Source organism: bacterium (assembly GCA_020444065.1).
Classification (GTDB): Bacteria; Sumerlaeota; Sumerlaeia; order SLMS01; family JAHLLQ01; genus JAHLLQ01.
Genome location: JAHLLQ010000006.1, coordinates 230,676 through 256,401 on the forward strand (window position 1 = coordinate 230,676; position 25,726 = coordinate 256,401).

The following is a 25,726-nucleotide window of genomic DNA, read 5'->3' on the forward strand; positions in this document are numbered from 1 at the left end:
ACAACAGTCATTGAGGAAGGGCAATCGACGACATGACTCGCCGCCGGAAGATCATCCTGGGACTCTCGATCGCCGCATTCGTGGCCGTGGTCGGCGGGCTGGGGGGATGGATCTACGCACGGTACTTCTATGTTCCGTCTGATCTTCGTACGAGATACGGCGCATTCATCGATGAAATGCCCCCTGGCCCCATCGGGGGGACTCCAGGGGGCGAACTGGCTGTCCGAGTCGCGCGCAAAATTGAAGGCACACACTGGGTAGAAGGAGGCCCGATCGAGGGCGCGATTGTGGAAATGCATCGAGACTACGACGAGTACACCCTCTTGATGCTCGAAAGAAACGAGCCATTCCAACCTCCCGTCTTTCGGGGGGTCACGGATGAACACGGACTCCTCTACCTCCCAGCGGCCTATTCAACTTGGGATGCTGCCGTATTGATGGTTACTGCCGATGGATACTCGAGTGCCTTCCCAAGGTACAACTTCGCGACCTTCGCAGTGCCTCCGATTGATGGGGTCCGTACAGAACGAATCCTCCTTCACAGGATCGAAAGCGCAGCATGCAAGGTCGTGGACCAACGGGGCAGGGCGGTCGCAGACGCTCGCGTTGGTGTCTTCGGGTTCTTCGAGCAGGACTACTTCTACGATCCAGATCCATCTGCCCGGATGTCCGCCTTGTGTCGGACAGATGAGAGAGGATGGTTCAAGTTCGGGGTAATCCTCCCGGAGGAGAAGGCCTGTCTTGTGGTGATTGCTCCTGGTTATGCCCGCAGAATGGCTGGGCCATTCCTGCTAAAGCATGCCCCTCGCCGGATCGTGTTGGAACCGGCAGTGGATGGCGAAGTTGCTGGGATCGTGACGAGTCCGGATGGCGAAGCACTAGAGAATGTGAAGATAGAACTGTGGCCCAGAGGATTGGCGAAACTGGAGAGTTGGCCCGAGCCCAGAGACGATGAGCGGGCCTGGCTGTACCGCGTCCACCACTACACACATATGTACGCGGCAGCATCCGATGCAAATGGCCTTGTTGCGTTTATGGACATCCCTCCCGGAACATGGGAATGGCAGGCACTTCACAAGAATGGATGGGCGGAACCGCCTTCGGGAGAGGTCGTGATCGATGCGGAGTCTCCGGGGGTCCTGAAGTTCCAGGTTCCCCCCGCACGTGACCCGCACCATTGGTGAACGGTTGATAATCGTCGTCTGAGGTACCCCCAAACTCTGCTTGAATCCTGCTGGTCGGATGCCTGGGGGACGGTGGCTTGGCTTGACGTCCGGTGCGGTGCCATCCTGTCATGGGCGGCGCTTGGCGCCTCGCTGCTGCGATTTGGCGCGATGTCGGGCAAACACTCTCCGCGAAGGCAACCCGCACACGATGGGCCTTAGAAAAGCACTCCTGTTCACATTCCTGCTCCTGGGGATTCTGCTCCCGCCGGGCCTGCACGCAGAAGATATCGGCGATATCGTCTATGCGAAGGGCTTCAGCATCAAGGTGCTGGATTTCGATGAGTCCTCGCTGCGCGTGGAGTTGACGAACAGCAGCAAGGAGCCTCCCACCAGCGCTCAGCGCCGTGTGACGGCGAATTTCTGGATTGCTGTCCCGCCGGGATCGCTTGCGCGGTACTCGCAGGAATCTGCCGAATACATTGCCTATCCTGAAGAGGGGGAGCCGTCGGATCCGTTCTCGTCGGATGAAGAGTGTCCCCTCGGCACGATCCCCACTGGATTGGCTCGCCCGACGGGCAGCGTAATCGATTCGTTCCGAACGATCGGCCTCACCCAGTTCAGCGTTCCGGTTACGGCCTGGGTCTCGAACGGTGGCGAGAATGGCGAGAGCGGAACCGTCGTTCTGAACAAGGGCGTGTTCAGCATCAAGTTCGAGGGCGGCAAGCTCGATGAGCCGCCCTCTCCAACAAACCTCGAAGAGCGCGACCCCTACCTGCTCGATTTCGGCGGTCGAATCGTCGCAAACCCCGAGCAGATCCCGCTGGTAACGCGCGCGCCGGATCCGATCAAGGACCTCGATAAGATCAAGGAGTGGGCTGATCTTCTGAAGAAGGCTTCGGAGAACGGACCCGTCGTGATGTTCAAGATCGGGCGGTCAGGCGTCTATAAGATCACGCCGTCGGAACTGAGTCGCCTGGGGTTAGATCCTGCGAACTTCAATCCGAATCGCATGCGAATGCTGGTTGGAAACAGAGAGATCCCGATCAACTTCGAGCAGCTCGTCGACGGGCCATTTGTCGGTGACACAAGCATTACGTTCTTTGTTCCGGAGCCCTCCGAGTATCGCACTCCGTACCAGCCTCTCTGGTTGTTTCAGGTTTCGGAAGACGATCCACAGTTTCGCGAGCCGAAGGCAATGGAGAGGCAGCCGGATCGAGGGATTAAGGCTGATGTCATTGAGGGTGAAGGCAGGACGACACTCCACTTGTTCCAGCCGAACGTCTTCGAGTTGCGGCATCCTTTCACCGATGAGACGGGCCGCTGGGCACTCGGGACATGCACACCAGGGACGTATTTCAAGCATGAGTTCGACGTCGAGGGCCTGAAGCCGGAAAGCGAGGCGGTGATCGAGCTTTCATACGGCGGCTATTACTCGCAGCGTTCTCGCCAGTCGCAGCTCTACATCAATGGTGAACGAGTCGGTCCGCAGGAGGAGTTCTTCGGTCAGGGACCGAACGTGAAACAATATACGCTGCCGCCTGGTCTCCTCCAGGAAGGACGCAATACTCTGGCAGTGTTCTTCCCGGACTCCGGCGACAGCACGCAGGATGAAGTCCTCGCTGTGAGTTACGCCAACGTCACGTACTCTGTCGACCTGAAGAACTTCCCCATTAATCAGAAGGTAGAAGTGTCCTCCCCCAAGGCAGGGAAATTCCAGATCGAGATTCCGCGCCCCTCAGAAAGCTACAAAACACAAACCTTCTTCCTCGATGTCACCGATCCCTACACGCCGTTTGCGCTGCCCTTGCGGTCGAGCGCCCCCCTTTCGGCGGGTCATCGTTTCATGGGTTGGATGGAGGCGACTGAAGAGCCCCGCACACTGATCTACTCGGATCAGAATTCTGTCATGTATCCGGGCGCGGCCCGCGTCTTCAAATACGATGAGTTGCTCTTCCCGAGTGAGGCGACCGACTATCTCGTCATCGCCAGTGAAGATACAATCACCGGCGTGGACGATTTGATGAAGATGCGCGAGGACGATGATTTTGCCGTCCGCAAGGTGGACGTCGATTCGATCTACGCGATCTTCTCATACGGATACATGAAGTACGAGCCGATCCATACGTTCCTGCGCCAGGCGTTCAATGACTGGCCGGGAGCTCGCCTGCAGAGAGTTCTGCTGGTCGGCGAGGCGAGCGAATTCTGGTGGCAGTACTCTTTCCCGACCGCTGGGATTTCGCCGAATCAGATTCCTATTTTCGGATGGGGCCAGCGCGGCGTCACAATTCGAGGCGACGATAGTTATGCACTGATCTGCGGAAATGGTCCATTGGCAGATATCGAAATCGGACGAATCCCCTCATCCGATTACGAGGAAACGGTGAAAGCCGGCAAGCGTATCCAGGAGTACGAGGATGCTCCTCCAGCCGGCCCATGGAGCACACGCCATCTCTTCATCACTGATGATGAGCCGGAGTTCGCACGGGTCTCGGAACGTGTTATCCGTTCTGAACTGACTGACGTGAATCGACCGGAACGCATTTACCTGCAGGACTTCCCTTACGAAGACTACTTCCGCATCATCTCTCGGAAGCGCAGTACGGCCATGACTGAGGCTATCATCGATGCGCTTTCGCGAGGCGGCTTGACAGCGACGTACTTCGGGCATGGAGGTCCGAACCTGTGGTCGGCAGAACGTATCTTCCATTACCGCGATATCGAGGATCTACATACAGAGGGCCGCCGTCCGGTGATGGCGGCAGCATCCTGCGATACGGCTTGGGTCGACTATCCGGTCGAGCCTGTCCGCCGCAGCCTGGCGGAACGATTCCTCCTCTCCGAAAACGGCGGTGCAATCGGCATCTTCGCGCCTGTCGCGGGCACGAGTTCCTTCGAGCACGATTACATTATTCGCCCGTTCTACAAAGCATTCGAGGACCCCGCATTCAAGACACTGGGCGAGATCACACTGTACGCAAAACTGGAGTACATGCTTGATCGCAACCAGTCCTATGTGCCGAATCAATTCATCCTGCTGGGCGATCCGGGATTGAAGATCTACCGCCCGTCGCGCCAGATCGGACTGGAGATTTCTCCCGCCGGTGTCTTTGCAAACGAGCAGGCCGAAATCGTGGTAAAGGGACGCGCTCCGCGCATAGCTTGGGGACTTGCAGAGGTCACTCTGCTGGACGAAGAGGGGCGACCCGTCGACGGCGTGGCACGCGCTCGTGTCGTCCAATCCCAGTTTGAAGCGAAGCTCCAACTGCCGCCTTTCGTCAAGCCAGGCAGCTATCGACTGATCGTTCAAGCTTACAACAAGAGCGAGGGCTACTTCGAGACGATCGAGCAGGATTTCCCGGTGCGCGAACCCGATGTCCGCCTGGAGTGGAGTTCCGATGCTCCGACGGACAAGGCCATTCCGTCCGGCGCCGTCGTGAACTTGAAGCTCGAAGCCGAGAATCGTTCCGAGGGTTTCATGCAGAATCTCGTGTTGGAACTGCGCGATGCGACTGCAGATGCCAGCCTGACATCCCATCCGCTCTCTCTCGCGCCCGGCCAGGAACTGGAGTGGGAATTCCCAGTCCCCGCTCCTCCCGGAGTTCGCATCTTCTCCGCGAAGGTGGACTACGAACGCACCGAGCCGGGTCAGGCGCCCTTAGCCGAATCTGCCATCGTTGTTCGCGCAGTTCCCGACAAGGATATCAGTGTCGCCGTTCCGGACAAGATTGTCGAGATCCAGCGCATTGCCGCGCCGCCGCAGACGTCCTTCGAGATTCCAGTTTACAACTTGAAAGACAAGCCGCTTGTCGAGGTGACGGCGGACTTCCTCCTCTTGGACACGGAAAAGGGAACGGCCGTCGGGAAAACGATCCGCGCAGGCAGAATCCCGCCGCTGGGCAAGGGGATTCTGAAGTTCAGTTCAAACTCGCGGTTCCCGGAAGGCACACTGCCCTTCCGCCTGACCATCAATGGTCGGGAAGGCGAGAATGGCAAGGCGATCACCCAGACCGTGGACATGGGGCTTCGAATGCCGGTGGGGTGCGACATCGAGGTCGTGCCCGGATCCGTTCGTCCTGAGCGTGATGCCTATGTTCGTGGCGAGACAGTCTTTATCCGGGCAGATGTTCGGAATCGAGGTGGCGATCCCGCGGAGAATCTGCTGACGACATTGTATGTGGGGGCTCCATGGTGGGAGCAGAACAAGGCACCGTCTGCCACCAATGAAGCGGAGGTGACATTCGAGAAGCCACTACTGCCGGGCGAGACGCGTGAGGTTCGCCTGCGCTGGGATCCGCCTTCGGGCTTTGGTCGCCAGGCCGCGTTGTTTGTAGTGACCAATTCGAGCCGCAAGATCGTCGAGAGCGATTACCGCAATAACGTCGGCGACACGATTGTCTCCATGGCCAGCCTTCCAAATCTTGCGATCGATGGAAAAGACATCATTGCCTCGCAGGACTACGTTGCCGACGGCGAAGTGATCAGCCTCACGATCCCGTACTGGAATACGTCTGCATTCGATTTCTCGCATCCGTTTGTCATCGAAGTTGATGCCGAAGGTCCCGAGACGGAACCGATGCTGGTCTATCGCGGCGTTCTGGATCGACTGGATGCCGGGGAACGGGGAATGATCCAAATTCCGTGGCATGTGACGGGGATGCGAGACCGTGTAACAGTCTCCGTCAATTCAGAGCGCGAGTACGGCGAATCTGTCCTGGCGGACAACACGGCCCTACTGGACTTCGAGTATGTACTGAACCAGAAGTATCTCGGTGGAGATCCGGACTTCTGGACATTCAATAACACCATGCCGTTCGGCTCGATGGACTCGTTGTTTGTTTCTCCCGACAACTCGCTGGAACTCATCGCATTCCCGGAAGCAGGCGAGCGAATCACATTCAAGAACGAGTACGTCGTCGGCGAACCGCTCCCCAAGCCGTCACTCCTTGCCGATTCTGACAACATGATGGCCCTGGACGACCAGGGAGCAATCAGTTGGACGCCGTATGAGACGCCCGCCCCCGTGCAACTTCGGATTCCCATGCCGAAAGACGATGGCACAACGCTCTACGATGTGTATGTCGAGCAGATGGGCGCGAACTCGCCGGACGATAAGCCTTCGAACTTCTACCGCTACCGCAGCGAGGACCAGGACGTCTGGAAAGATATCAAGGACCGCTTCTCCGCCATGGTCTATCTCGATCGAGTCGAGACGAAGGACGACTTCCTGGATATTTCTTTCACGTCGCACTCGATCGTGTCTTGGAACAAACTGCGTGCCCTGCAGATTCGACCGGTCAAGGGCCGCTACACTTCGCCTCTCTTCGAGGTCGATGGCCTGCGCGCGTTCACCTTCGAGCCCGATTACCGAGCCGGTGGAGAGGCCAAGGTGCTTTTCGACTTCCGTGTGGGGACGGGAAATCGGTACGATCCCCAATTTGGGGATTGGCAGCCGCTCCAGAGTGGTGAGAGGGTTGCTGCAAATCCGGATGCGACAGCCCTTCAGTGGCGTTGTACCATCTTCGGCGATCGAAAGACATTGCCGAAACTCAGAAACGTAATCTTCCGGTTCGCCGGAGAAAGCGAAATCGCGGAGGCGAATCCTTGAGCGAGCCCGCAGCACCCGCCGGCAAGTCGCTGGCAACTGATATCAAACGTATGGCCCCCGTGTGGGCAGTCGTCTTTCTGGCCGCGGCCGGATCGCTTCTGGCGATTCGCTACCAGGGAACATCCTATCTTCAGAAGGGACTCTACGAGTCCTCAGATTCCTGCCAGGTGGCCGAGATCCACTACGAGGCGGGTATGAAACTCTGGAGCCAATTGAACCGTCAGGCTGCGGAGAATCAACTTGAACGCATGGGTGGCAGCTCGCTCGGCTATCTTGCGGATAGCCAGATCGTCTCAGATGCCCAGGAACGCTTCTGGAAGGCCCTGGAATTGTGCCCGACGATCCATGGGGCGAATGACGCCCTGGCGGATCTGGCCTGGTGGTCGGGTGACGAGGCTCTCGCCCACTATCGGCTCGGCCTTGCGCACGCAGAGCGCAATGAACTCGATCAGGCGCAGGTGGAACTGCGGACGGCGCTTGAGATCGCTGACGACAAGTCCCGGCCCGCCGTGGCTCTCGCGGAGATTTCTGCCCTCCTGTCCGATTGGGATGCCGTCAAGGATGCAATGGCTGCGGCCGGCGATGCAGTGCGCAAGACGCCGAGTGGTCTGCTCGCGATCGCGCAGATGGCCTTCAACGATGGAGACAGCGAGGCGGGCGTCGAGGCGCTGAAGTCCGCTCTGGATCTCGATCCTGGCAATCCCGAAGCGATTCGACTTGTGATCAGCCACTTCGAGAGCATTGAGCAGCCCGAAGCAGGTGCCGACCTGGCAGCGAGCTATCTGGCGAAGGCCAAGGCCCCCACTGCGACCAGCTATCACCTCGTAGGCCTCGATTACATGTATGTCCAGCAGTGGGACAAAGCGTTAGCAGCGCTGGATAAGGCGCTGGAGATCGCCCCGGGTGCCGTCGTCCTGCACTATGATCGTGCCGTCATTCTGTTCAATCTGGGAAGGTACGATGCTGCCCGTGCCGCTGCGGAAACCGCGATGAATCAGGACTATCGCCAGTATCAGGCATTGGTCAGCCAGAATCGGCTGGATCCAACGAAGGGACCCTGATCGATCAGTGGCGACTCGTATCGCCGCCGGATTTCAAACCCATGGCCGAAACCCCCTCGCCAAGATCGCCGAGCAGTACCGCGCTCGCCGTCGCGGGGGATCGTTCGGAAATGAGCTTCCGAACGAAGCTCCTGCCATACATTCCGCTCCTGCCCATTCTGCTGCTGGCTTTCCTGATCGCCTCGCCCGGCCTGCGGGCGGGCTTCTATGCAGATGACTGGTTCCAGGTTCTCCCGCGCAGTCCATTGGAGATTCTGCGCACATTCACCGGCGATTGGAGCACCGGCACCCACACGCCGGGCGGGCTGTATCGTCCGCTGATTCGCGTGACGTTCGGAATCGATGAGTGGATATGGGGATCGAATCCCTTTGGGTATCATCTGACCAACATGGTCATGTGGCTGCTGTTGATTGCCGGTGTCTACACGGCTGGTATTGTGTTGACCGACGGAAAGAAGTCTCACGCTTCCTTCGCGGCGGTCTTTGTGACTCTGTTCCCCACGAATGCGGAAGCCGTTACCTGGTTGAGCGGCCGAACAGATCTGCAGGCAGGGTGCGCGCTGATCTGGGCATTTGTGGGACTACTGTGGTTCCTTCGGACTGAGAAGATACGGCATCTGCTCCTGTGCCTGGGGCTATTTATGGCGGCTCTCCTCACAAAGGAGATAGCCATTGCTGCCTCGGCGGTTCTTCCGCTGGCCATTCTGCTCCTCTCGCCCAAGACATTCAGCCGATGGTTGTGGCGTGTTGGCATTGTGGCTCCGATTATGATCGGCATCATCTACCTGATCGTTCGATTCGCATCTATCGGCGGCCTGGGAGGTTATCATGCGGAACGCGGTCGGGCGCTCACAATTTCCGAGCTTTGGCATGCCGCTGCTTCGCAGATTGCGGCGCTGGGATTTCCTCGCTGGGGCTTGTCCGAGGGCTTCTATTCGACAACTGCCGCTTGGGGCGCCTTGCTGTTTTTGGGACTGATTCTCGTGATGGGACGATTTCGCCGCCCGGTCGTGTTCTGCTTTGTGGCCGCTCTTCTCTTCCTTGCACCGATGGCCGGACTCGGAGTCGGAGGTGGAATGGGCGGACGAATGCTGCTGGTGCCGGAGATGTTCGTCGCGCTGGGGCTGGCCAGTTTCGCGGGGCTCAGCCTGGTCGGTCGAGTTGTCAAATGGCCGCTTCTGCTCGTATATCTTTACGTGTTTCTGGCTTGGGCAGCAGATTCTTTGGACGCGCACTTGGCCTGGAAACGAGCCTGGCCGGCAAACAGGGATCTTATGAATCAGATCGTTACCCAGATCGAATCGACGTCTGTCCCTCGCCAGTTCGCCTACGAGGAGCCCCCATTCGGCGAGGGCAATCGCCTTCTGGTGCCGGGTATGACAGGGGCACTCGCGGTCCGCACGATGTGGCAATGGAAGGGCCTGCAGGCGTATTTCGAGGATCCGAAGCCGGATGAGCCGTATGGAATCTTGATTTTGGAGTTGCCCGACGGCGGCTCACACCGTCTGATTCCGGCCTTGGCGCCTCCCGCGGGTGAAGGCACGTTAATCTTCAGGGGTTCACCAACTGGCGAGTTGGAGGTCTTTGAGGTTGCCGTGGAGAACGAAATCCGCTTGGTTGGACCAGAAGTGGAGAGTGCTGCCATCGAAGTCGATGGTTCGACCTCGTTCCAAGTGGGAGAAGGGGGCGAGTTGTCGGGATACAAACTGGGTCCGAGTGGGGGGATCCTGTTTGGGCTGGACACGACACTGTCGGATTTGGTTCTGACGGGGCGCGCTCGGGTGGACGCCGGCACAGGCGCTGTGCGGATTCAGCAGGCCCAGGGGGAATCGTTCACGATTCCATTCAGCTATCCTCCGGACTTCTGGGGGACGGACGTGTTTGCCGTGCGAATCCCGGGGATTTCAAGCGGCCCGGTGGGACTGACATGGATTCCAGCGCCTGAGTCTGTCCGCTTCGAGCTCGATGAGCTGACATTGCATGAGTATGAATTGACGAGACTATCCGATCAGGAGCACGCCCAGCAGTGAGAATCCTAGTAACAGGGATGGGGGGATTCGTTGCCTCGCACTTGGTGCGAGAGTTGGCATCGCATGGCCATGAGGTTTGGGGCACGGGCCTGGCACCTGAGAGTCATGATCTTCTGGCCGGCGGCGAAATCATGGCCGCCGATCTGCGCCATCCGGACGCCGTTCGCCGGGTGATGGAGAAGGCCCATCCCGAAGCGGTGATTCACCTGGCAGGGCAGAGCAGCCCTGCAAAGAGCTGGAAGATTCCGCAGACAACGTTCGAAGTAAACGTTCTGGCAACGATGGAAGTGGTCCGTTGGGCGACCGAGTTCAGTGACAATCCGCTCATCACCTACATCAGTTCCGCCGAGGTCTATGGGATTCCCGATCCGGAGGAACTTCCGCTGCGCGAGACGAGTCCGCTTCGTCCTGAAACCCCCTACGCAGTCAGCAAGATCGCTGCGGAAGAAATCACGAAGCTGTATGCCCGCCGTTATGGCGCGCGCTGGTTGATCCTGCGTTCCTTCAGCCACACTGGCCCGCATCAATCGACGGACTTTGTGGTGCCCGCGTTTGCCCGCCAGGTGGCGCTCTACGAAGAGGGCAAGGCCGACAGTCTGCAGCACGGCGACTTGCGCGCTTTCCGCGATTTCTCCGATGTTCGCGATGTGGCGCGCGCTTATCGGCTGGCGGTCGAGAACCAGTTGTGCGAGCAGACATTCAATGTGTGTTCCGGCGAGAGCGTTCGAATTCAGCGTCTGTTGGACATTCTGCTCAGCCTGAGTGAACGCGAAGTTCCATGCCGACGGGATGCCGCCCGCGTTCGCGCGGAAAAAGTCACGGAAGTTCGAGGCGACAGCACCGCACTCCGCGACGCAGTTGGGTGGGAACCTCGAATCTCGCTCGAGCAGATGGTCAAAGACGTTCTGGAGGAACAGAGGGAGTTGGTCGGACACCTTGCCGACAAGATCGGATGAGTTCGGCGTTTTTCAGTGCATTCCGCGATGAGCCTCGCTCTTCGGCACTGCCATTCTGGTGGTTGGCAGTGCTGGTTGCGGGGCTTCCTCTTTTTGTGTGGCCGTCGGCACAGGATGCCTTCGTGCTCCCGAAGGTCGGGGCCTTCGGCGCGGGCACGTGGATTCTCTTCGGGCTAATTCTGCTGGCGGCCTGCCTCGGTCGTTCGCTGCGAATCCTCCTGCATCCTGTCAATGGACTGCTGGTTCTCTTCCTGGGATGGCAGTTGCTGAGCGTTCTGTGGGCCGAAGCTCCGGCGATGGCTTGGGATCAGGTGCGATCGACGGGATTACTCGTTCTATTCGCGCTGCTGGCCCAAAGCACGCTCGCAGATGATCGGCGGAAGATCATCGCGCTCGGGTGGTTGTTGATCGTGTCCTCCACGGCCATAGCGATCTGGGCTCTGATCCTGGATTTCTCGTCTGTCTTTGCTCCGAACCTGATTCCTGTTCGCCAAACGCTGAACGATTGGCGCGACTTCGTTTCTGCAGCAAGTTTGGGGAACAGCGGTCACGTGGCGGACTTCATCGTCGCCGGCTTTCTGGTCACGTTGGGTTTCGCACTGATTGCCCGCAGCAAGAAGGCGCTTTGGCTGTTGGCGCCGTGCCTTTGGATTCAATCTGCTGCACTCATTGTGGCGTGGTCGGTGCATTCTAACCTGAGCCTTATCATCGCAGCTGGCTTGCTGGTTTTCCTGATGCGCGACCGCTGGGATCTGGCGTGGTGGCGGAGGCGCGTGCCGCGCCTCGGCGTACTGATGGCCGGCTGGATTGTGGTCACGCTCTTCTTTGTGGTTGGGAATCCGGCGAATCCGCATCGTTCGAGTGAAGGCGGCGGCATTGTCGCCCAGGCCTTCGACTCCTCGCGCTGGCACGAAGGCGGTTCGACACGATTAGCGATCTGGGCAACCACGCTGGCAATCATCCAGGACAACGCGTGGCTGGGGACCGGCGCGGGCACCTTCACGTGGGTCTACCCCGCCACCGAGGCGCCTCTACTTGAAGGCCACCCGGAATTGGAAATCTACGCCGGCACGTGGACAAACGCCGCGCACAATACGCTGCTGCAGACGTGGAGCGAAACCGGCTGCATTGGAGCGTTCCTGCTGATTTCTCTGATCGGAACGGCTTTCTACGCGATGAATCGTCGCCGCCAATCGGAAGCCCACGGAAATGCCGCCCTGCTCTCGATCGCGATGGCGATGCTGGCCGCGTGGTGCGTGCAGTCCATGATGAATTTCCCGCTGGAACTGCCACTCTCTTCGATGCTGCTGGTGCTGCTGATTTCGATTCCAGCCATTCTTCCGCAGCGTGGGGAGGATGCCGACTTGTTGCTGCCGGTCTCTCGCCAGTACCCAGGCATTCGTCTCGGAATCATCCTGAAGAACATGCAGATCCCGACGGAACTGCAGTTGGCACCGACCCCGCCTCGAGCGGCTGCGCCGATCGTTGGCCTTGTCCTGGCGGTCGCGATGCTCTTCCCCGCCTGGAAGTCCACTGCCGAGCTTCGCGCCAGCGTCCGCTATCGACCGGTCTACGAACAGAATCGGCAGCTCCGCGGGGGCTCGCTGACGGCCCCCGAGGCGGCCGGACTGGTCTCCGGCTGTCGCGCAGCTCTGGCCATCGATCCAACGTACACGGATTGCCGCTCGGCGCTGTCCGATTTGCTGGTGCGCAGCCAGCAGTACAGCGCGGCCCTGGCCGAACTGGAGCTGGTGCAGAAACGCCTGAACGCCATCGAGGTCCATTTGCGAGAGGCAATTTGCCTCGATGCACTCGGGCGGCCGGACGAGGCACTCCCGGCATGGAACCAGGTCTTCACCCGCCAGCCCCAACTCTCGGCGAGCTTCCCGGGTCCATTTAGACGGTGGGCATCGTGGATCGAGGCACAGCAAGGCACTCCCTGAAGCCTCGCACGAGGCTTTTCCTTGCCCTACCCCCCCCTCGGGGCCGTTGAATCGGAGTGCAAAATCTGACTGCGGAAGGAACTCTGCCGCTGAACATGCGAAACGACTGGTCGAAGCTGAGAAACGGATTCCTCGCCATTGCGGTCGGTTTGCTGCTGATCGCGGGATCGGCGCGCGCCGAGGATGAGGCGAGCGACGGCCCCTCACGCATGGCGCAGCAGGTTACGAAGCCGGAAGCACAGGCTCTGATTCCGCTGACCGAACCGATTTTGGACGAGTTGGATCCCGATCGCCGGTTCTCACTGGGAGTCGATCGCCTGATTCGCGATGAGTTTGTCCAACTCGATCACAAGCACATTCTGGTGGCGACAAGCCGTCTGGCACTGGACAGCGAAGGCAAGAACCTGCTGGAGACGCTGCTGGAGGCCAGGAAGCCGATCGTACAGCGCGTACTGATTTTCGATGATGAACTTCCTCAGCCCGCCCGCAGCCGGAAGCTGGATCGCGTGCTCGCCCGGCACCCGGATGTGCGGATTTTTCAACGCACCGCGCGCAATTTCCGTCCAACCAAGGGTATGCTGGAAGGCATCGATCGGATTGTGATCGACATTCCGATGCGCGGCGCCCGGTTCTATCCCGAAGTCGCTTTCATGGGCGCCGTGCTCGAAGAAGCCGGCCTGGAAGATATCCCCGTCCTTTTCCTCGATCGCCCTCTGCCAATGAGTGGACTTCTGATGGAAGGTCCCGTTGGCGATCCGAAACTGTACGATACGGCGAACTGCTTCCTGCCGGCCGTTCCGCTGCCTGGGCTAACCGGCGGTGAACTAGCAGACCTATTCAACACCTACTACGGGCTTGAAGCCGAGCTGGAAATCGTCGAGATGAAGAACTGGCGCCGGACCGCGGGCTACGGACCGCTGCTCGAAGCCTACGCCCGGTTGGACATTCATCCCGAAGAGGAACTGAGCGAGTGGCCGGTCTACGCACCCGCATCGACGGAAGTTGCGGCGTGGCAGGCCGGAGCCGCCCTGGGTCCCGAGAAATATGTAGCAGGAGTCCGGGAAGAAAACCCCGCACTGCTGGTTTCGCCCATCGGTTACGAGGCAGAGGATTTTGCCCGACAGTTCAATTCGTTTGGCATAACGAAGCACCATGCGGAAGCCACGACGACAACTCTCTCGAACGGCAGAGTCGGCGATGTGGTGGCCATTTCCAGCGACGACCTACCCGAGCCGGTAATGACCAGTGTCGTCATCTGGCACCTGGCCGCCCAGAAAGATGCGAAGATTCTGCCCCCGGAAGGTGAAGCTGGCCTTTACGGGACGACGTTTGTGTTCGATTCTCTGCGACAGGGCCGTGATCCGCGCGAGATTCAGCGGCTTTGGAAGATTCACCAACCTTATCGGGAGTTCGAAGCTCGACGCAACGACCTGCTTCGATACACACGATGAACCGTTTCTTCTGTCTTCTCTCCGTTCTGTGCCTGGCCCTGGTGGGTTCGGCCTGTAAGCAGGAGGCGCCTCCGACGCCACCGCCAGAGCGCATTATTGAATATCACCTGCAGCCCACAGCGGCCGTCGAAGGTACTATTGATGTGCCGGACGGCGTGGAGCCTTTCGGCATCATGGTATTTGCCGAAGGAACCTCGAACATGAGTTTCACGGACGCCAAGGGTGAGTTCCTGATCACGGATCTCGATCCGGGTGACTATGTGCTTCGTGCAATGCGCCACGACCTGCAGTCGCTGATGGTTGCTGAAATATCGATTCGAGATGCAGATCTGGAAAAGGATCAGCCGTTCCTGACTCTCAAGGGCGTCGAAATGAAGCCCCGCGAACTCGAGGGCAAGAGCGGCGCGGCGCCGGAGTTCGCGGCGCTTGGGAATCTGCGCGGGCTCGTACTCACAACGAACCCCACGGATTCAAAGGGGGTTCTGGTGGAAATCACCGGGACCGATATGCGGACGGTGACCGACGCCAGTGGATCGTTTGTTTTCTACAATCTTCCGAGCGGCGATTATGGTCTTAACGTATCGCGCAGCGGCTACGAGACGAAGACGGCGCGCGTTCATGTGTTCCCAGGATTGGATAATCCAGCCGGCGAGATTCGCCTGGATGTGGTGGATATTGCTGCCGGCCAGGGGCGAACGATCTTCGGGCGCGTCGAGATGTTCGATGCGCAGGAGAATCCGGTCGCCGAGTTCGACGCCGTGACGGTTTACCTGGAAGGAACCGAGTTCCAGGCGCGCCCCGACGCCGCTGGCCAGTACCAGTTCGGTGGAATTCCCGCAGGACGATACGTTGTCACAGCCTCAGCCCCCGGCTATGCGATCGCCCAGCGCTACGAGGTCGATCTGACCGAGATCGAAGCCGTAGAAGTGAACCCGATCCTGCGCCCGACGGAGGACCAGGTCACGGATATCGGCTCGGTCGTCGGACGCGTCATCCTCGAGGAATCCCCCACCGGCGGTAACGGTGGCGTTGCCGTATCGCTGGCGGGAACCAGTTCGATCGCGATCACGGATCAGCAGGGCACGTTCCGGCTGCTCGATATTCCGGAAGGGATGTACGATCTCGTGGCTACAATGACCGGCTATGAGACCGCCTACATCGAAGGGATCGAGGTGGTGGCGGCTCAGGAAACGCAGGTCGGCACGATCGAGATGAAGCTGGAGCGCCTCGCGCCGGAAGTCGTCGGCACGTTGCCGGAGCCGGGAGCGTTGGATGTCCCGATCGAGCAGCCGACAGAAGTCATTATCCAATTCAACATGAAGATGAATCAACGGTCGCTGGTGGACGCCATCAACGTCTCGCCGGATGTGGATTATCGCGTCGCGACGGCGGGACGCCACGCGCGCGCAAGCGAAGATCGCGTCGTCGTGCTGCTGTCCGGCTATTCGAGGGAAGGCAAAGTGCTGCGCTTCGATACGAAGTACACTGTCGAGGTTGGGACTGCAGTGACGAGCATCGACGGCGTTCCCATGAAGGAGCCGTACAGTTTTTCGTTCACCACGGGATCCGCCCGAGTGATCGCAACCCGGCCCGACGACGGTGCGGAAGGCGCCTACGTCTCCCCCACCGAGCCGATTCTGATTCACTTCAACGCGCCGATCAGTGTTTCAAAGTTCAACGCAGATGACATCCGCATCCGTCCAGATATTGGAACGGTTCCGAGCTTTGAGGTGCAACATGACTCGCGGACGGGCTGGGGCACGCTGCAAATCGTGGGGCGATTCGAATGGGAAACCGAGTATACGGTGCGAATCGGCAAGGGCATCGAGACCATCACCGGCGATCGGATCGAGAATCTTCCGTACACATTCAAGTTCACCACGCGTGAGGTGACCGAGAATTTCCCGTACAACTCGGATGACGTCGACACGATCGAGCGCCAGCGCAAAGAACGCGATCGGCATTAGCCTGCCAGTGCAGACATTTCTGCCAAGAGATTATCGGCCTGTCCTCATTCTGGACGGGCCGACTTCTTTTTACGCCTGTCCTTGGCAACGCAATCGTGATGGCATGTGAAGTGACTTCGCAACCTTTCGGGCTTGCGGTACGTTCCCCTGAATTCTAGAGTGCAGCGCGGTCAATCGCTCCGGCCTCGCGAGAGGCGGGCGGAGCTTGTATGTGCCGCAGTCTCCAGGGAGCCTGCCGCCGAACATGTCGAACGGCGAAAGTGATGCCATTCAAGCGCTTTGCGAGCGTGTGGACGCGCGTAAACTCCTGGAAGCCATCGGCTTTCATGTTGAGAAGCTGCGCGTGCTCGGCAACACGCTAAAGACGCCCTGTCCCATTCACAAAGACGAACGCTTGGCGACCCTGATCGTCTATCCGGATCGCGGAACCTACAAGTGCATGGTCTCGTCCTGCGATGCTTTCAAGGGCGGGACACTGCTGGACCTCTACTGCCTGTGGTCGGGCGAGAAGGGCCCCGCGGCGGCTCTCGGGATGGCGCGCTTGGCAGGAGTGGAGATCGATAAGGAGATTCTCCAAAGCGTCAGCCAAGCCTATCTGCGCGAAGCGGAGCAGGCAATCGAGGGCGGCGATCTGGCGGATGCGCATGAGTCTCTTGAGGAAGCACGCAAGATCGATTCGACATCGTTGCTGGTTCCGCTCGTCGGGGCGCGATTGGCAGAACACGAGGGCCGTCCGGAAGACGCTTGCGAGGACTACGCAATCGCTTCGCGACTGGCTCGCCGCCAGGGAGATCTGGAAGAGGCCGAACGCATCGTTCGCGAGAACCTTATTCGGCTGCGCCCGGATGATGAGCGCACTCTTCTTGAACTGGCCGATGTTCTTCACGCGCTCCAGCGCTTCGACGATCGCAACGAGTACCTTGTGCGGGTGTGCGATCTGAACGAGCGGGAAGGGCGGTTGGCGGAGTGCCTGCCGCACTACGAGCGCATGAAGGATCACGTGCAGGGCGATGCGCATCTGCGTTTGCGATATGGAAAGGCTCTGGCCGCTGCACACGAGACGCAACGTGCCGCTGAAGAATTGAGAGCTGCCGCGGATGTGTTGGCGAGCGGCGAAGACCAAGAAGCGCTGATCGAGGCACTGGCTGGTATTCGTGACTGCGAACCGGGAAACACAGAAGTCCGCGAGCGACTGGCTGAAGCCTACGACCGTGCCGGCCAGCACGTAGAGTACATCTCTGAGCTTTCTTCGTTGGGGACCGAAGCACTCGGGACCGGCGATATCGATCGTGCCGAAGGGCTCTTCCGCAGAATTCTGGAACGTGATGCCGAGTCCATCTCGGCGCGTGAAGGACTGGTCGAAGTCTACGCTACCCGTGGCGATAAGCAGGCCGAAGCGGGAGAACATCGTCACATCGCCAGGCTCTACGGAGATATGGGCTTGGAGGATCAAGTAGCGGATCACTTGATCGCCGCGCGCGACGCGGATCCAGACGATCCTGAGCTTCGCGTGCTGCTCGCTGAGCGCATGGTGAGCGACTCGAATCCGACAGCCGCGATGAAGGAGTTCTTCGACGCCGGCCGGCTCTTCTTCGAACGGGAGAATCCGGATGAAGGCGAGAAGATCTTCGCGCGATTGATCGAAGCCAATCCGACGGATCGAAACACGATCGATCGCATCGCCGGCTGCTATACAGAACACGATCGCCAGAATGCTGCACGGGATCTTTATCGCGATCTTGCCCGTCGTCAGTTGGATGCGGGGAACGCCGATCACGCCGAAGAGGCCTGCAACAAGGCGCTGGAATTCGATCCCGGCAGTCCGGAACTGATGCAGTTGCGCTTTGAGAGCCTGATGCAGTTGGAGGCCTATGTGCCTGCCTGCGATCTGGCGCTGGAGTTGCACGAGAAGCTGGCCGAGAATGAACAGATCGACCAGTCCCTGGAGAACCTGGAAAGCATGCATCAGACCGGGGAGGCGAGCCCGGCGTTGCTGATGGTTCTGGGGCGTATCCTGCGCGATGCCGGACGGCGCGACGAAGCGCTCGAAGTCTTCCACGGACTGCTTGAAGGCGCCACGGATGCATGTGCAGAAGAGCGGGCCGAAATCGCCGGTGAAGTCCTGGAACTGAAGCCGGCGGATGCCCCCGCTCGGCGCGGACTGGCACAGGCGCAGGAAGAACTGGGGCAAACCGAGGAGGCGACGAAGTCATTCCTCTGGGCGGCCTCGGACTTCCGACTGGATGATCAGTTGAAGTACGCCCTCGAGTGCTTCGAAGCGGCTGCGGCGCTGGCTCCGGAGCACGCCGAGGCACTTCGAGGAATCGCCGACCTGCAGTACGAGAACGGAAACGATGAGGAAGCGCTCGCAACGTTCCATAAGTTGCTCGATGCGCTGAAATCGCAGAATGATGAAGAAGCGATCCGCAAACTCTACGACCACATGCTCGAGCTCTTCGAGCCGGGAACGGAAATTCGGGTCGAGTTCGCAGAGTGGCTCGCGTCGATTGAAAAGAACGACGAGGCAATTACGCAGTTTGAGGCGATCGAAAAGGATCTTCTGAAGAACGAAGAGGAACTCGATCGAGTCGTCGATGTTCTTTTGCGAATTCTCGCAATCGATTCTTCGCGACGTGAAGTGCGTCTGCGCCTGGCCGACACCTGCGAGAAGATCGGCGATACGGAAGCTGCTGCGAAGCAATACGCCAAGGCAGCCGAGGAAGCAGCCGAGGCTGGCGAAGCGGCCAAGGCTATCGAGTTGTTCCGCACGGTGCTGCGCATCGACCCGCAGGATGAGAATGCATGCCTTCGCCTGGCTGAAATCTATGCCGAAGATGGCGAGACGGACCTCGCGGTCGGGGCCTTCCAACGAGTTTCACACATTCGTCGTGAAGAAGATCGAGAAGCAGAGAATATCGACATCTTCAGGCGCATTCTGGCTCTCGATCCGGCAACCCCCGGCGCACGAAAGCGCCTGGCAGAGGCGTATGAAGCTGCGGAAGATGTGGCGAGCGCGATCAAGGAATGGGAAAGGGTTGCGTCGGATCTGCTAGGCCAGTCGCCCCCCGGCGATCCTGTTCCAATTTACGCGCACCTGAAAGGTCTCGATCCAAAACGCCGCGAACCGCGGATGGCCCTGATCGAGTGGTTCGACGAAAACGATCAGCAGGCAGAGTTCCTGCGTGAGACAGTCGATTTCGTCCGTCTTTGCGAGGAGGACGACGACCTCGACACCGCCGCCGAGTACCTTGATCGCGTTCGCAAGGTCTTCCCGAACGACCTGACCGTGGCTGAGCGATTGGCCGAGTTGCAGATACGACGTGGCGAGAACAAGGCAGCCTGCACCGTCCTCGCCGACACGGCGCATGCATGGGAGCAGAAGGGCGATTCGGAGAATGCCACGCGCTTGCTGCGTCGCGTGCTGGAAATCGATCCCGACGACTTCGGTGCACGCCGCGAACTCGCCGAAATCTATGAGCACGCCGGCAATACCACCGAAGCGCTGAAGGCGCACTCCGAACTGATCCAGTGGCACCTGGATAAAGGAAATCGCGACAAGGCGTTGGAGGTTGCAAACAAGTACGAAGACTCAGCGGGGCTGGATTGGGAAGCGCGTCAGGCGTTGTATGCGCTGCTGTCTAGTCATGACGACATGTCGGATGAAATTGTCTCTCGCGTAACAATTCTCGCTGAAGAAGCAGAGAACGAGGGCGAGACGGAAGTTGCCCTGAATGCTGCGCTCTACGGAATCGGGCATGACGAGGGCATTCGTCGCCTGCGTGAAATCGCTGCGCATGCGTATAGAACTAAGGGGAATAATGACGAAGCGGCCCAGCAGTTCGAGCGACTAACGCAATTGGCAATGGAGGCAGGAAGTCGCGATCACGCGATTGAGTATTGCCGCGAGCATCTGGAACTCGAGCCGAAAGACGCGAGCATCCACCGGCGGCTGGTCGATCTTTATCGCGATACCGGCCAGACTGGGCCATATCTTTCCGCGCTGGAGACGCTCTCCCAACTGCAGTGGGAGCATGGGGCACACGACGCCGCAGTCGAAGCCTCCTTCGAGATTCTCACCAAGGATGAAAAGAGGGACGGAGTTCGCGAGCGGCTGGTCGAACAGCTTCTGGAAATGGGCGATCGCGAGCGCGCCATCGCGCAGCTCGACGTTCTGGCAACGCAAGCAGAGAAGGCCAAGGACTGGGCGGAGGAAGAGAAGTACCTGGCGCGGATCCACGAGATGGGTCTGGAAACACTGGCCATTCTGCGAAGGATCTCGACGGCACAGTGGAAGCAGGAAAAGAAGGAAGAGGCGCGCGCGACCGATGCGACGGTCCTGAAGATCGCAAGCGAATCGGCATCTCCCAAGGAAGTCATCGACGAATACAGCCGCATCATCGAAGCTGATGCCGACAACACTGCACTGGAACTGGAATTCGCCCGCTATCTGAAGGAACATGGTGACGAAGAGGAAGCCGTCGAGCGTTACAGGAGTGTCGCGGCGAAACATGTCGATGATGAATCGATGGAAGATGCAATTCTCATTCTGAGCGAGCTGGTGGAATGGCAGGATCAACGGTTCGACCTGCTGGAGCAGCTTGCCGAATGGTATGTCAAGGTCGGCGACGAATTCAGTGCGGCCGAGCTGTATCTGAATGCGGCGCGCGGATACGAGCACGCAGAAGATCTAGAAGCGTCTGCGCGTTGTGCCGAGCGTTCTCACGAGTTAGATGCCAGCAATGCCGTGACTCTGAGACTGCTGGCGCATGTGCAGGAAGGGCAGTCGAACTTCGACGAGGCGCTGAAGGCATGGCGCACCATCGCGGATCTGAATCGCGAAGCCGGCAAAGAAGAGCAGAACACGGAAGTCTTGCTCAAAATGCTGACGCTTGCGCCGGAAGACATCGAGACGCGCGAGCAATTGCTTGACTTGTACGAGAAGCTGGGACGCACGGAAGAGGCTGCGAATCAAGGTCTTGAACTCGCAACGATGTGTCAGTCTGCCGGAGACATGGATCGCGCGACTGAGATTCTGCGCCGCCTGAAGACCGCGGCGCCGGACAATCGCGAACCGCGCGAACGTCTCGTCGCACTCCTCGAGGAACTCGAAGATACTGCAGGTGCTAAGGACGAGCTGATCGAACTGGCGGACATGGCAGAAGTCGCCGGCGAGCTTGAAAAAGCGCTCGAATATTGGCAGAAGGCCTTCGAACTGGCGCCGGAAGACACAGCGGTTGGTCTATCCTACGCTGAAGGTCTCCGCCAGGCGAATCGCACGGAAGAGGCCGTTGAGCAGTTCCGCAAGATCGCCGCAGTCATTCTGGAAAGCGATGGGCCAGAAGCCGCAGATACCGTTTACCGCGAAGCATTGGAACTGGCGCCGGATGACCTGGATCTTCGCAAGGAGCAGTTCGAGTGCACGAAGCGCGGAGGCGATGATCTGCAGATCGCCGAGGATGCTCTTGAACTGGCGCGGCGCTGCTTCGGTGCAGACAAAGGCGACGAAGCCCTCTCATTCTGCCAGGAAGCCTCGACTCGCCAGCCACGGAATGCGGACTTGCGCAAGCGCGTTGCTTCCCTGCAGTCAGATAATGGAAAGACGGATGAGGCGTCGCGCGAATTGCTTGAAACGGCTTCCGAACAGCTGGAGCAGGCCGAGCCGGAGACTGCTATCCAGATTCTACTCGAAGCGCGCGAAGGGACCGAAGACGCCATCCCGATTCTCCAGTTGTTGGTGCGTGCCGAGCTCTCGCGCGAGAACACAGAAGTCGCTTTCGACTACATGGAAGAGCTGGCTTCTGCCCATGCCGCAAAGGACGACTTCGAGAGCGTCGAAGGCACATGGCAGGAAGCGCTGGAGCTCGATCCGGAGAGCATCCGTGCACACCGTGGCCTGGTCGATGCCCTGAAATCGCAGGGCGATGACCGCCTCGCCGAGGCATTGGACGCGCTGCATGACTTGAGTCAGTTGTACGTGAACGCCGAGTTGGATGAAGATGCCGCAGCCTGCTACCGCGAGATGCTCGAGATGGACGACGGGCAGTTTGAAGTTCGGGGCGCGCTCGCGGAGCTCTACGTCCGAATCGACGACAAGCCGGCGGCGACGGAAGAATTCCTCAAGCTGGCACGCGCCCACCGCGAGAAGGACGATGCGGAGGCCGCGATTGAGTTCTTCCAGAAGGCGCGCGAGCAGGATGGGGAGAACCTCGAGGCAGTAGAATCGCTGATCGAAGTCACACGCGAATGCGGCGACAAGATGGGCTTCACGCGCTACAGCCTGGAACTGGCAGAGATTCACGAAGGCCATTCGGACATCGACGCTGCAATCGAAGTCGTGAAGGGTCTGGTCGAATCGGAACCGGAGAATACGGAAGCCGGTCTGCGGCTGGCGGCTTATTACGAGAAAGCGAATCGGCTGGACGACGCGATTCAGGTGTACCTGAGCGTTGCGCATACCTGCCTGTCGCTTGGCGAGTACACGGAAGGCATCTATGCGCTGCATCACATCGAGCGCCATCAGCCCACTTCGGTCGAAGTCCTGATCCCGCTGGGAGAGGCCTTCCTCGATGCCGGCGAGACGAACAACGCACATCTCCACCTCGTTCAGTCGGCCCGGCTTCTACAGCGGCATGATGAGGTCGATCGCGCGATCGAGGTCACGGAGCGCATCGTCAAGCACGTACCCGATTCGTCTGAATTGCGCACTCTGCGCGCGGAGCTCTTCGAAGCGGCCGACAACAAAGAGAGCGCTTCGGATGAACTCTCGAAACTTGCCGACATGTCGTCCGGCGATCGGTCGCGACATGTTCAGATTCTCGAGCACTTGTTACAACTGACACCGGATCGAAGCGATGAGCGGCAGAAATACGCCGATTGTCTGGCGGATCTCGGGCGTGAAGAGGATGCGGTCGAGCAGTTCCTGCAGTTGGCTGCGGAGATGCAGAAAGACGGAAAGCTGGAGTCCGCTCTGGCGCATGCCGAGTCGGCCCTTGTCGTTGCGGAAGGACGCATCGATGTTCACCTGTGCCTGGCGAATCTTCATCGCGAAATGGGGAACGCTGACGGCGCGGTGAAGGAGTATCTCTGGCTGGCCGAGGCTGCCACGGCGAGAGAAGACTCCGAAACAGCTCTATCGTACTTCTACGAAGGTCTGGAACTCGCACCCGCCGATGTCGATCTGCACAAACGGCTGGCCGAGTTCCATCGCTCTCAGAACGAGCCCGAGGAAGCCGCCAGTTGCTATCTGAAGGTGGCGGAATTCGCCATCGGCGACGCGGATTTCTCGCGCGCGGTGGACGCGATGTGCGCAGCGCGCGATCTGCTGCCCGAAGATGCGACTATTCGTAAGAACCTGTCCGGGTTGCTTTTGAAGCTCGGTCGTTCTCAAGAAGCCCTGGAAGAGCAGGTCGAAATATTCCGCATTCATCTGTCGCAAGGCCTTGTCGATGAGGCGCGCGAACAACTGGATCGCATCTACGATACGGAAAGCGGAAACTTCGATCTTCGCGAACGGGCCGCTGCGATCTTCCAGGAGAACAGCATTCCGGAGCTCGCGGCGAACGAGTACACAGAGATCGCGCGGCTTTCAAAGCTGAAAGGCGATTTCCAGGGCGTACGAGATTTCTGTCTGCGTGCGCTCGAGTTGAAGAGCAGAGACATCGATGCGCGGGAACTCCTCGTCGCGGCGTACAAGCAGTTGGAGCAGATCCCCGAGGCCGTCGAGGTCCTCTCCGAACTGGCGCAGATCTATCGCGAGAACGACTCGATCGAGAAGTCGGCCGAAGCGCTGCAGGCGATGGCTCTCTTCCAGCCTCATGCGACGGAACCGCGCGAGCGGCTTGCCGAGTTGTTCGAGTACCTCGGGCGTCGCGATGAGTTGACGCTGGAACTGCGCGAGCTGGCGCAACTCTATCACGAGCGTAATGACATCGACAACGCGATCCGGACATGGCGGCGTCTGCTGGAGGTCAAGCCGGACGACACGCGTGCGCTGCACAAGGTAATCGAGGTCTATGCACAAGCGGGCGATGGGGGCGATGTTCTCGACGACTACCTGCGACTCGCGGACATCTACTTCGAGGCGGGCGAATACAAGCCGGCAATCGATACACTCGAAGAGGCGCTGAAGGCGGATGAATCGAACATCCCGCTGCGGACTCGGCTGGTGGATTGCCTGCTGAAGAGCGGCTCCACCGATCGCGCCCTGGAAGTCTCGCGCGAGATTGCAACGTTGATGATCAACGAAGGCGATGGCCGCGGTGCACTCGATGTGCTGCAGAAGGTGCGGAGTGAAAGCTCCGGCGATCCGGAGTTCCACCAACTGATGGCTCGCGCACACAGCGCACAGAATGCCCGAGGCATGGCCCTGCAGGAACTTCGCCGCGCGGCGAAGCTGTTTGAGGAGACCGACAACCTGGGCGGCAAGGCCAGCGCGCTGGAGGAAATCCTCGAACTCGACAATCAGGATATTCACGTCCACGAAGAGCTTGTCGCCCTGCTGCGCAAAATGGGCCGCCCGAACGAGGCCGCACGACAGCAACTCGCTCTGGCGGATGTGTATGTCGGACGCGGCCTTCTCGATCTGGCCGAGGCGGAGTATCGCTCGATCGTGTCGACGTCTCCGGACAATCGAAAGGCCTGGACGCTGCTGTTCTCGACGCACCTGCAGTTCGGCGAAGAGAAGGACCTTTTGCTGGACTACATGGCACTCGCGGATTACCTGCTGGAGCAGCAGAATGTTCACGAAGCGCTGCAGTACTACAGCAAGATTATCCAGATCTCACCGCGCAGCATCGAGGCTCGCCGCAAGTATATCGATGCCTACTTGCGCGTCGGCGGCGAAAGCGATCTGTGCGAGGAGTTCCTTGCGCTGGCCGATCTGCTGGTGGCCAGTGATCGTGTGGATGAAGGGATCGAGTTGTACGGCAAGGTGATGGCACTGGACCCGTCAAATCGCGAGGCGCGCGATCGACTCTCGGCTACGGAGGCGCGCGTGCGTGCCGGCCAATCGGTGACTCCCCCGCCGCAACCATCGGATGACTCGCCACGGCACAAGCCCTATCAAAGCCCAGAGGGTTCGGAAGCCGAAGAGGAGCCGCTTGAGTCGGAGGAATCCACGAAGAGTGCAGCCGACTTCCTGGCCGGCGCGGTGAACGAAATTGAGGACGATGAGCGCGCGGGGCTGGAACAGGTCGTCAGGAGTTACGAGGATATCCTGGCCATTAATCCGCAGAACGCAAACGTGCGCGTGAAGATTGCTAATCTGCTCGAACAACTGGAACGCCCGAAGCAGGCATTCGAGCATCTGCTGCTGGCAAGCGAGACGCTTTTCCAGAAGGGCGAAGTGAACCTCTGTATCGAGGTCTGTGAGCGGATTCTGAAGATCGATCCAACAAATCAGAAGATCCGAGTTCGCCTGAAGCAGGCCTACAACAAGCGCGATGCCTTCAAGGCGCTGGAGTCTGCGATTCTGTTCACGGACCAGGTTTCCGGCGAGACCGAAACGGGCGGTCCCAGACCCCGGCGTAACGACTGAGCCGATCGCCTC

General features: G+C 59.4%; 9 protein-coding genes. All 9 read left to right on the forward strand.

The genetic code is table 11. The features are described from left to right. Positions 1-32: 32 nt before the first annotated feature. The 9 genes from KQI84_15280 to KQI84_15320 all read left to right on the forward strand — a co-directional run bounded on the left by KQI84_15280 (position 33) and on the right by KQI84_15320 (position 25,714). Positions 33-1,184, forward strand: a complete 1,152-nt coding sequence (locus KQI84_15280; protein MCB2156237.1) for a hypothetical protein — start codon at positions 33-35, stop codon at positions 1,182-1,184. Positions 1,185-1,374: 190 nt separating this feature from the next. After that, a complete protein-coding gene (locus tag KQI84_15285) occupies positions 1,375-6,771 on the forward strand; it encodes a hypothetical protein (protein ID MCB2156238.1) in 5,397 nt (1,798 codons plus the stop codon). Beyond that, positions 6,768-7,832: a tetratricopeptide repeat protein gene (locus KQI84_15290; GenBank protein MCB2156239.1), complete on the forward strand. Its 1,065-nt coding sequence runs from the start codon at positions 6,768-6,770 to the stop codon at positions 7,830-7,832. Before KQI84_15285 ends, KQI84_15290 begins: the two co-directional genes overlap by 4 nt. Before the next feature lie 110 nt (positions 7,833-7,942). Next, positions 7,943-9,862, forward strand: coding sequence for a hypothetical protein (locus KQI84_15295; protein MCB2156240.1), 1,920 nt, complete (start codon positions 7,943-7,945; stop codon positions 9,860-9,862). Beyond that, a complete protein-coding gene (locus KQI84_15300) occupies positions 9,859-10,818 on the forward strand; it encodes a GDP-mannose 4,6-dehydratase (protein ID MCB2156241.1) in 960 nt (319 codons plus the stop codon). The genes KQI84_15295 and KQI84_15300 overlap by 4 nt, the downstream gene beginning before the upstream one ends. Beyond that, positions 10,815-12,761 carry an O-antigen ligase family protein gene (locus KQI84_15305; GenBank protein ID MCB2156242.1) on the forward strand — a complete coding sequence of 649 codons (1,947 nt, stop codon included), beginning with the start codon at positions 10,815-10,817 and terminating at the stop codon, positions 12,759-12,761. Before KQI84_15300 ends, KQI84_15305 begins: the two co-directional genes overlap by 4 nt. 56 nt (positions 12,762-12,817) lie before the next feature. Continuing rightward, positions 12,818-14,212, forward strand: a complete 1,395-nt coding sequence (locus KQI84_15310) for a DUF1343 domain-containing protein (GenBank protein MCB2156243.1) — start codon at positions 12,818-12,820, stop codon at positions 14,210-14,212. After that, positions 14,209-16,179: a carboxypeptidase regulatory-like domain-containing protein gene (locus KQI84_15315; protein ID MCB2156244.1), complete on the forward strand. Its 1,971-nt coding sequence runs from the start codon at positions 14,209-14,211 to the stop codon at positions 16,177-16,179. Before KQI84_15310 ends, KQI84_15315 begins: the two co-directional genes overlap by 4 nt. A gap of 244 nt (positions 16,180-16,423) precedes the next feature. Further along, positions 16,424-25,714 carry a tetratricopeptide repeat protein gene (locus KQI84_15320; protein MCB2156245.1) on the forward strand — a complete coding sequence of 3,097 codons (9,291 nt, stop codon included), beginning with the start codon at positions 16,424-16,426 and terminating at the stop codon, positions 25,712-25,714. Positions 25,715-25,726 lie beyond the last annotated feature (12 nt).

Coding starts and splice junctions, on each gene's coding strand:
- KQI84_15280 (MCB2156237.1), top strand. CDS start 33: ATGACTCGCCGCCGGAAGATCATCCTGGGACTCTCGATCGCCGCATTC.
- KQI84_15285 (MCB2156238.1), top strand. CDS start 1,375: ATGGGCCTTAGAAAAGCACTCCTGTTCACATTCCTGCTCCTGGGGATT.
- KQI84_15295 (MCB2156240.1), top strand. CDS start 7,943: ATGAGCTTCCGAACGAAGCTCCTGCCATACATTCCGCTCCTGCCCATT.
- KQI84_15305 (MCB2156242.1), top strand. CDS start 10,815: ATGAGTTCGGCGTTTTTCAGTGCATTCCGCGATGAGCCTCGCTCTTCG.
- KQI84_15315 (MCB2156244.1), top strand. CDS start 14,209: ATGAACCGTTTCTTCTGTCTTCTCTCCGTTCTGTGCCTGGCCCTGGTG.
- KQI84_15320 (MCB2156245.1), top strand. CDS start 16,424: ATGTCGAACGGCGAAAGTGATGCCATTCAAGCGCTTTGCGAGCGTGTG.